The sequence below is a fragment of the Nocardia farcinica genome, from assembly GCF_029867845.1.
GTDB classification, from domain to species: domain Bacteria; phylum Actinomycetota; class Actinomycetes; order Mycobacteriales; family Mycobacteriaceae; genus Nocardia; species Nocardia farcinica_A.
Genome location: NZ_JARWRU010000736.1, coordinates 1 through 8,706 on the forward strand (window position 1 = coordinate 1; position 8,706 = coordinate 8,706).

General features: G+C 73.6%; 8 protein-coding genes. 4 read left to right on the plus strand and 4 right to left on the minus strand.

Annotation, left to right across the window (positions count from 1 at the left end):
* From QH283_RS16070 to QH283_RS16085, 4 genes are all read left to right on the plus strand, one after another.
* Window positions 1–667: type I glyceraldehyde-3-phosphate dehydrogenase (locus QH283_RS16070; protein ID WP_432420742.1), on the plus strand; the 667-nt coding region annotated here is incomplete at its 5' end.
* 140 nt (window positions 668–807) lie between these two features.
* Window positions 808–2,190 carry a hypothetical protein gene (locus QH283_RS16075; protein ID WP_280503795.1) on the plus strand — a complete coding sequence of 461 codons (1,383 nt, stop codon included), beginning with the start codon at window positions 808–810 and terminating at the stop codon, window positions 2,188–2,190.
* A gap of 93 nt (window positions 2,191–2,283) precedes the next feature.
* Window positions 2,284–3,522, plus strand: coding sequence for an AAA family ATPase (locus QH283_RS16080; protein WP_280503796.1), 1,239 nt, complete (start codon window positions 2,284–2,286; stop codon window positions 3,520–3,522).
* Entirely contained in the window at window positions 3,519–4,754 is a 1,236-nt protein-coding gene (locus QH283_RS16085; RefSeq protein ID WP_280503797.1) for a vWA domain-containing protein, read from the plus strand. Before QH283_RS16080 ends, QH283_RS16085 begins: the two co-directional genes overlap by 4 nt.
* Window positions 4,755–4,839: 85 nt before the next feature.
* On the opposite strand, the gene QH283_RS16090 is transcribed toward QH283_RS16085, so the two are convergent.
* From QH283_RS16090 to rfaE2, 4 genes are all read right to left on the minus strand, one after another.
* The gene (locus QH283_RS16090) at window positions 4,840–6,153 is read right to left on the minus strand and encodes a UDP-glucose dehydrogenase family protein (RefSeq protein WP_280503798.1); all 1,314 of its coding nucleotides are present in this window, start codon (window positions 6,151–6,153) and stop codon (window positions 4,840–4,842) included.
* Window positions 6,146–7,132, minus strand: coding sequence for a glycosyltransferase family 9 protein (locus tag QH283_RS16095; protein WP_280503799.1), 987 nt, complete (start codon window positions 7,130–7,132; stop codon window positions 6,146–6,148). Before QH283_RS16095 ends, QH283_RS16090 begins: the two co-directional genes overlap by 8 nt.
* Complete coding sequence (locus tag QH283_RS16100; RefSeq protein WP_280503800.1) at window positions 7,102–7,791, minus strand: SDR family oxidoreductase; 690 nt, start codon at window positions 7,789–7,791, stop codon at window positions 7,102–7,104. Before QH283_RS16100 ends, QH283_RS16095 begins: the two co-directional genes overlap by 31 nt.
* A gap of 18 nt (window positions 7,792–7,809) precedes the next feature.
* On the minus strand, window positions 7,810–8,706 hold an 897-nt coding region (rfaE2, locus tag QH283_RS16105; protein ID WP_280503801.1), incomplete at its 5' end, for a D-glycero-beta-D-manno-heptose 1-phosphate adenylyltransferase.

Sequence of the window (8,706 nt, forward strand, 5' to 3'; positions counted from 1 at the left end):
GAAGGTGCTGGTCTCCGCGCCTGCCGAGGGCGATGTTCCGACCGTGGTCCTCGGGGTGAACGACGAAGGGCTCGACCTGGACGCAAGCGATGTCTTCTCCAACGGCTCGTGCACCACGAATTCCCTTGCGCCGCTGGCGAAGGTGTTGCACGAGGCCTTCGGGATCGAGTCCGGTCTCATGACGACGGTCCACGCCTACACCAGCGATCAGCGCCTGCACGATGCCCCGCACTCCGATCTGCGGCGCGCGCGGGCGGCTGCCGTGTCCACCATCCCGGCGTCCTCCGGGGCGGCGAGCGCGATCGGGAAGGTGCTGCCCGAACTCGACGGTCGTCTCACCGGCGCCGCGCTGCGGGTGCCGGTCCCGGTCGGCTCGCTGACCGATCTCACCGTGGTGCTCCGCGAGAGCGTGAGCCTGGACGAGGTCGACGCCGCGTTCCGGGAGGCCGCCGAATCCCCTCGGCTGCGGGGGATTCTGCAGTACTCGGTGGCGCCGCTGGTGTCCGCGGACATCGTCGGCAATCCGCACTCGTCGATCTACGACGCGCCGCTGACCCAGGCCGTCGGGCGCCAGGTCAAGGTGCACGGCTGGTACGACAACGAGTGGGGATTCTCGAATCGTCTGGTGGAGTTCTCCGAGCGGATCGGTGCAGCTCTCCGACCGTGAGCCGGCGCGATCGCGGCGCGGCGGAGAACATCGGCGGGAACCGGAGGATGGTGGGGAGCGGGGCGGGGCGATATGCTCGACCGCGTGATGACTCGATCCGAGCAAAGATTGGGGGTCCTGTTCGTGCGCGGTGAGTGCTGATGGGCGCTCCGAACACGAACGGGAACGATTCCCGACTGTCCTTCTGGCTGCGCGTGCGCGAGTTCGCCGTGCCGCCTTCCATGATCGAAACCGCGACCGCCCGGCGTCGTGCCAGTGATTGGGCGGGGGCCTGCGCCGCAGCGGGTTTCGATGTCGATATCGATCTGCGGGCGCTCGCCCGCCGGTTCGGGCGTGATCTGGCGGCCCGCGTCGAGGACGACCTGCGTTTCCTGGCGCCGGATCTGTTGCGCTGGCACCTGCCCAGAGTCGCTCCCGACGGATTCCTGCGGCCGGGGTCGACCATCGCGCTGGCGCACTACGAGGTGCCCGTCGGTGGCGGAATCCATTGCGGGGCAGGGGATTCGGTGTGCCTGGTGGTGCGCACGGCGCCTGCCTGGGCAGACGCGGGTCAGCGGGTCGTGCTCGCGCTGTGGGACGGGAATCGCTCCGTCCCGCATCCGCATCCGCGACCCGATCGGCGTTTCCGCCTCGACCTGCACCGTCACCTGTGGGATGCGCGACGGGCCGGTGAACTGCGCGAGCGTTGCGGGGCAATCGAATCCGCGAGCGGTGGCGCGCTCGACCCGGCATTGCGCGGGATGGTGCCGCAGGGCTGCGCGGTCGACCGTTGGGTCGACGAGGCCGGGATCCTGCTGCGCGCCGAAGGGCGTCGGACCGGTCTGCTGCGGGTGCGGTTCGGTGGGCGAGGCGAACTCGTCCTCGAGCTGGATCCCGATGGTGGTGGACTGCCCACATTGACTGTGGCGGAGTCGTTTCCGCGCGGCTCCGTATCGGGCTTGCCGATCCTCCCCGACGCGGCGACCTGGGTGCTGCCCGATCTGGAATTGCTGCGGGCGGGTGCGCTGACCCCAGACCGTCTGCATCCACTGGTCGCCGCGGCACTGGCACCGGACTGTCCACCCCCGGATGTGCGTGGCGGAGCGGTCCGCCGCACCGATCCGTACCTGGTGGACTGCCGGGGCGAACAGCACCGGATCGGGCTGTCCGACGGCGTGCTGACCGCGCTCGATCACGACCCGGCCGAGATCCGGCGGGAGGAACTGCTGGTCGCCCTGACCGGCGTCCCGCTGCCGTGCCTGCGGGTCATCGACCGGGCCCATCGTCGGCCGGACACGCTGACCGGCGTCCGTGAACGGTTGGATCACGGCGACATCGCCGGTGCGCTGGCCGTGGTCGAGGGACTGCTCGGCAGCGAGGCGGTGCTGCGCGACGGGCCGTTGCTGGACGCGCTGGAGGAGTCGGCGCGACGGCAGCACACCTACGAACTGTTCCGGGCGGGGCTGACCGGTCCGGGCGGTGTCCGCGCACCTTCCGAGCACCGTCGTCGCCGCGCGCGCCCGCGTCACGCGACCGGCCGCTGAACCGGGCGATCAACGCCCCGCCTTCCCTACGACGCGCCAGCGCGTCGTTCCGATCCTTCTCTCCAATTCTTCTCTCCCCAAAGGTGATTCGACTTGTATGCGTTCATTCCCTCAACCGATCGAGCCCGCACCACCCAGCTCGACGTCGCCGACGATCTGCTCGCCCTGCTGGGCGAGGTCACGACCGAACCCCGCCCCGACACCCGGCTCGAGGCGTTGACGCTGGCGGTGGCCGCCGATCTGCCGGTGCTGCTGTGGGGTGAGCCGGGCATCGGCAAGACAGCCGCGCTCACCCAGCTCGCCGAGTCGCTGGACCTGCCGCTGACCACGGTGATCGCCAGCGTCCACGAGCCGTCGGACTTCTCCGGCCTGCCGGTCCTCGGGGAGGATCCCGCGGCGAACGGCGTCCCGATGGCGCCGCCGGACTGGGCGGTGCGCCTCGTGCGGGCGGGACGCGGGTTGTTGTTCCTGGACGAGCTGTCGACGGCGCCGCCCGCCGTGCAGGCCGCGCTGTTGCGGCTGGTCCTGGAACGGCGGGTCGGTGCGCTGCGGCTGCCGCCCGGCGTCCGAATCGTGGCGGCCGCCAACCCGCGCTCCTCGGCGGCCGACGGCTGGGAGCTGAGTCCGCCACTGGCGAATCGGTTCGTGCACCTGTACTGGACCCACGACCATCAGGTGGTGGTGCGCGGCCTCGGCGGAACCTGGCCGCGCGCGACGCTGCCGGAGCTCGATCCCGCGAAGCTGCCGGAGGCGGTGGCCTTCGCGCGCCGGGCGGTGTGCGAACTGCTCGCGGCGCGGCCGAAGCTCGTGCACCAACTGCCGAATACGGAGACACGTCGCGGTGGCGCGTGGGCCTCGCCGCGCAGTTGGGACATGGCGGTGCGGCTGCTCGCCTTCGCGCACGCGGCAGGCTCGTCCGAGGACGCGCGGTCGCTGCTGGTGCGCGGCGCCGTGGGGGAGGGCCCCGGCTTCGAGCTGCTGACTTTCATCGACCACATGGATCTCGCCGATCCAGAGATGCTGCTGGCCGATCCGGCCGCCGCCGAGCTGCCCGAACGCGGCGATCTGCGGCAGGCGGTGCTGGACGCGGTGGTGGCGGCCGTGCGCGGGAATCCCTCGCGCGCCCGCTGGGACGCGGCGTGGGCGCTGATGGTGCGGGCGGTGGAGACCGGGGCGCCGGATCTGGTCGTCGTCCCGGCGACCACGCTCGCGACGCTACGGCGGGAGGACTGGTCGGTGCCCGCCGCGATCGAGCGGCTCGCCGGGGTCGTCGCGATCTCCCGGGAAGCGGATCGGGCCGCCGGTCGTGTCGCCGCGCGGGCGAGCCGATGACGCCGGCGACCGCGAAGCTCGACTTCGCCAAGCTGTACGCCGCCCGCCTGCAGGCCGTGCGGGCCCGGCCCTATCTGGCGACGGCCCTGTACGCGCTGCACATCCTCGCCTCGCCCGCGGTGCCGACCATGGGGGTCGACCGCTACTGGCGGTGCTACGCCTCGCCCGCGTTCGTGCGGTGCACACCCGTCGAGGAACTGGCCTCGGTGCTGGTGCACGAGGTGTCGCATCTGCTGCGCGACCACCACGGCCGCAGCGAGCGATTCGCGCGCGAGCACGATCTGTCCGGTCCGGCGGAGTGGCTGCGGATGAACATCGCCGCGGACGCCGAGATCAACGACGACGCCTTCGGCGACGGACTGGTGCAGCCTGCGTCGGCGGTCACGCCCGCGACCCTCGGCCTGCGCGAGGGCGAGCTGATGGAGGACTACCTGCGTCAGTTCCGGCTCGGCCGCCACACCGAGGAGCTGGCCTGGCTGGACTGCGGCAGCGGAGCCGACGGACACGACCGCCCCTGGGATCTCGGGTCGGACGGCGCCGACGGGCTCACCGAGCGGCAACGCGATGCCGTGCGTTTCCGCGTGGCGCAGGGCATCGTCGGCCGTCCGGGAAGCACTCCCGCCGGGTGGCGGCGGTGGGCGGAGCGGGCACTGCATCCGCCGCAGCCGTGGCGGGACCTGCTGGCCGCGGCCATCCGGTCGGCGGCCGCTGCCTCGGGCGCGGGCGGGGACTACACCTACGGGCGTCCGGCGCGGCGCTCGGCGGCGGTGCCGGGTGTGGTCCTGCCCAGCCTGCGCCGCACGCCGCCCCGGGTGACCGTCGTCATCGACACCTCGGGATCGGTCAGTGACGCGGAACTGGGCAGCGCGCTGCTCGAAGTCGCCGCCATCACCCGCGCCGCGGGCGGTCGCCGCGATCTGGTCACCGTGCTGTCCTGTGACGCGGCGGCGCGGATCGCGGACCCGCTGTGCCGGGCCGAGGGCATCCCGCTGATCGGCGGCGGCGGCACGGACCTGCGGGTCGGCTTCACCAGGGCGCAGCGCACCCGGCCCGATGTGCTCGTCGCGCTGACCGACGGGCAGACGCCGTGGCCGACCATCCGGCCGTCCTGCCGGACGGTGATCGGGCTGTTCTCCCGGCCGCCGCGGGCGTGGCGAGAGAACGATCCCGACTACGTCCCCGGACGGCCGCCGGAATGGGCGCGGGTGGTCGAGATCGGCCCGGCCGCCTGACGCGCACCGTCGTCCGCGTCCCCGCCCGCCACGGCCGTGACCAGCTCGTAGGCCGAGTCACCGTCGACCCGGGGACTGATGGGCGTCAGTGCGGCACGCCGGTGCCGATCAGGGTGAATCCCGTTCCGGCCAGGAGCTTTTCGTCGAGCAGGTTGCGGGTGTCGACGACGACGGGGCGGGCCGTCGCGGCGGCGAGCCGCGGCCAGTCGAGAGATCGGAATTGCGGCCATTCGGTGAGGATCACCAGGGCGGAGGCGTTGTCGGCGACGCGATAGGGGTCGGCGACTACCCGCAGGCCGGTGTGGCCGGTGATGGTGGGGTTGTCGGAGGGCGGGACGCAGGGGTCGTAGGCGGTGACGGTGGCGGCGTGGTGGGCGAGACGGCGGGCGATGGCGAGGGCGGGGGATTCGCGCAGATCGCCGGTGCCCGCTTTGAAGGCCAGGCCGAGGACACCGATGCGGTGGCCCGCGAGGGAGCCGTCGGGAGCTCCGGTGACCGCGCGGCGGATCTTGCGCATGACCAGGGCGTGCTGGTGGTCGTTGGCGCGCAGGGCGTCGCGGACGTGGGCGAAGTCGACGCCCGCGGCGGCGGCGGTGCGCAGCAGGGCGCGGGTGTCCTTGGGCAGGCAGGAGCCGCCCCAGCCGGGGCCGGGGGCCAGGAAGGCGGGGCCGATGCGGTCGTCCTCGGCCATGGCGCCGGTGACCTTGGTGATATCGGCGCCCGCGCGCTCGCACAGTTCGGCGAGGGTGTCGACGAAGGACAGCTTCACGGCGAGGAACGAGTTGCTGGCGTATTTGGCCAGTTCGGCGCTGGCGGGATCGGAGTGGAGAACGGGGGCACCGGTTTCGGTGTAGAGGGCGGCGACGCGTTCGGCGGCTTCGGCGTGCCGGTCGGCGGCGCCGACCACGATCCGGTCGGGGTGCAGGAAGTCCTCGACGGCGTGGCCCTCGCGCAGGAATTCGGGATTGCTCACCACCGGGGTGTTGGCGAAGGCGGGCAGGTGGGCGATGCGGGCGCAGGTGCCGACCGGGACGGTGGACTTGGTGGCCAGCACGCAGCCGGGGCCGAGAACACCGGCGAGCGCCTCCAGCACGGTGTCGAGGACGCCGAGGTCGGCGGCGCCGTTCGCGCCGGGCGGGGTGGGCAGGCAGAGCAGCACCACCTCGCAGTCACGCAGGTCGGCGGGGTCGGCGGTGAACAGCAGGCGGTTCTCGGCCAGTCCCTGCGCGACGAGTTCGGGCAGGCCGGGTTCGACGATGGACACCTCGGCCGCCCGCAGGTCGGCGAGCTTGGCCCGGTCGTTGTCGACGCACACCACGTGGTGGCCGAGGTGGGCCAGGCAGGCGGCGCTGGTCAAGCCGACATAGCCCGCGCCGACGACGCCGACGCGGCTACCCATGGCGCACCCGCAGGCCGAGCAGGTCGGTGGCGGCCGTGCGGACCCGGTCGAGATCGAGCGCGAGCAGACCGGGGTCGGGGCGGTCGCCGTGTGGGTCGCCGGTGCGGCCCGCCCACAGCACGACGTGCTGGGGTGCGTCGGCGGGCGGCCCCCACAGCCAAGGGGGCGTCGGGCCGAACAGCAGCACCGAGGGGGTGCCGAAGGCAGTCGCCAGGTGGCCGACGCCGGTGTCACCGCAGACCACCAGGGCCGCGGCCGCGACCAGGGCGGCCAGTCCGGCGAGATCGGTGCGACCTGCGTACACGGCGTCGGGCGGCAGGCCCGCGCCCGCGGCGACGGCTTCGGCGAGCGGACGCTCGGCGGCGGAGCCGGTGACGATCACCCGGTGACCGTCGTCGGCGAGATCGCGTGCCAGGCGGGCGAACCGGCCGGCGGGCCAGCGGCGGGCGGGAGAGGCGGCGCCGGGGTGCACGATCACGGCGTCGGGTTCCTCGCTGCGGCGGGCGGGGGCGGGCAACCGCAGGGCGGTGCGGTCGGTGGCGATGCCCGCGGACGCGAGCAGCGCGCACCAGCGCTCGACCTCGTGCAGGTCGGCGTGCCAGGGCGGGCCTGGCACATCGGGAAAGTGCGGGTGACGGTGGGTCAACAGGGTTTCCGGGGCGGCGGTCAGCAGGTCGCGAATGCTCTGCGGGCCGCTGCCGTGCAGGTTGACCGCCAGGGCGGGAGGGGCGTCCGGCCGGCGGAGTGCACCGAGGCCCGCGGTGGGCAGCAGGTCGTCGACGGCGTCGACCAGCTCGGTCAAGGGGCGCAACGGTTCCGGCGCGGCCAGCACCAGGCGGTGGTCCGGGTGGGCAGCGCGCAGGCCGCGCAGGGCGGGCACGGCGGTCAGCAGATCGCCGAGCCCGAGCGCGCGCAACACCAGGATCGACCGGCGCGCGGCCGAGCCGGTCAAGGCCAGGACCCCTCTTCCGAGGCGCACACCACCATCTCCCTGACCTCGCAGCCCGCGGGCTGGCGCAGCGCGAACACCACGGCGGCGGCGACGTCCTCGGGCTGGTTGAGCTTGGCGTCCGCGGGCGGCTTGTACTGCTCGTCGCGGTTGTCGAAGAAGGCGGTGTGCATGCCACCGGGGATCAGCAGAGTCACGCCGACGCTGCCCGCGGTCTCGGCGGCCAGCGCGCGCGTGAAGCCGACCACGCCGAACTTGGAAGCGCAGTAGGCGGTGGCGTCGCCGACGGCCTTGATGCCGAGGGTGGACGCGCAGGTGACCACGGTGCCCTTGGTGGCGCGCAGAGCAGGCAGGGCAGCGCGGATGACGGCGGCCGTGCCGAAGAGGTTGACCCGCACCACGTTCTCCCACTTCTCCGTGGGCACGCCGTCGAGCGGGCCGCAGACGTCGGTGCCCGCGGCGGTGAACACGCCGTCGATCCGGCCACCCGCCCGTTCGGTCAGCTCGCGCACCGCGCGTTCGGCGGCCGGGGTGTCCGCGAGGTCGGCGCGGGCGAATTCGCACGCCAGCTCGGGCTGCACCCGGTCGATGACGTAGGGGCTGCCGCCGTTGTCGCGGACGGCGGCGACCACCGCCGCGCCGAGCCCGGAGGCGCCGCCGGTGATGAGGATGTTGCCGAGAGGCCGCATGGCATCCTTTCTCTCGTGTCAGCCGCGGGCTCGGGCCGCGGTCACCAGCTGGGTCGTGGAATAGCCGCGTACCGTGGGGACGAGGACGATCTCGCCGCCGTAGCCGCGCACGATCGCGGCTTCGGGCAGGTCGGCGACGGTGTAGTCGCCGCCCTTGACCCAGATGTCGGGGCGGAGGCGGTCCAGCAGGGCGCTGGGGGTCGGTTCGTCGAAGACGGCGACGGCGTCCACACAGGACAGCTCGGCCAACAGCCGGGCCCGGTCGCGGGCGGTGACCAGGGGGCGGCCCTCGCCTTTGAGCCTGCGCACCGAGGCGTCGGAGTTCAGGCACACCACCAGCGCGTCGCCCATGGCGCGGGCCCGGCGCAACAAGCTCGTGTGGCCGGGGTGCAGCAGGTCGAAGCAACCGCCGGTGGCGACCAGTCGACCGCCCCGCGCGCGGACGCGTTCGGCGAGTTCGAAAGCGGTGCCGCCGCTCACGGGGCGGACGCTGTCCTCGGTGCTGTCGCCGTCGGTGGTTGACATCGAGGAGGCGCCGCCCGCGGCGACGAACCGGGCCGCGGTGTCCACGGCGTGACCGACCGCCTCGGCGACGGTGCCGCCGTCGAGCAGCGCGGCGGCCGCGGCGGAGGCGAACCGGTCGCCCGCCCCGCAGGTGTCGGCCCCGGCGTGGCCGGTGACGCGCGCGTCCGGCGGCACCGGCACCGTGCTCAGTCGCTTGCCGTTGGCCAGCACCGCCCCGCCGGGGCCGGTGGTGACGGCGACCGAGTCGGCGCACCACTCGTCGCGCAGGATCTTCGCCAGCTCCTCCGGTCTGCCGTAACCGGGCGCGAACCCGCGGGCCTCCTTCAGGTTCGGGCAGACCAGCGCGGGGGCGGGCGGGGGGGGGGGGGCGGGGGGGGGGGGGGGGCCCCC

What these genes read in the sequence shown, in the direction of transcription:
- QH283_RS16075 (WP_280503795.1), top strand. Translation starts at nt 808, where the DNA reads ATGGGCGCTCCGAACACGAACGGGAACGATTCCCGACTGTCCTTCTGG.
- QH283_RS16090 (WP_280503798.1), bottom strand. Translation starts at nt 6,153, where the DNA reads ATGGGTAGCCGCGTCGGCGTCGTCGGCGCGGGCTATGTCGGCTTGACC.
- QH283_RS16085 (WP_280503797.1), top strand. Translation starts at nt 3,519, where the DNA reads ATGACGCCGGCGACCGCGAAGCTCGACTTCGCCAAGCTGTACGCCGCC.
- QH283_RS16100 (WP_280503800.1), bottom strand. Translation starts at nt 7,791, where the DNA reads ATGCGGCCTCTCGGCAACATCCTCATCACCGGCGGCGCCTCCGGGCTC.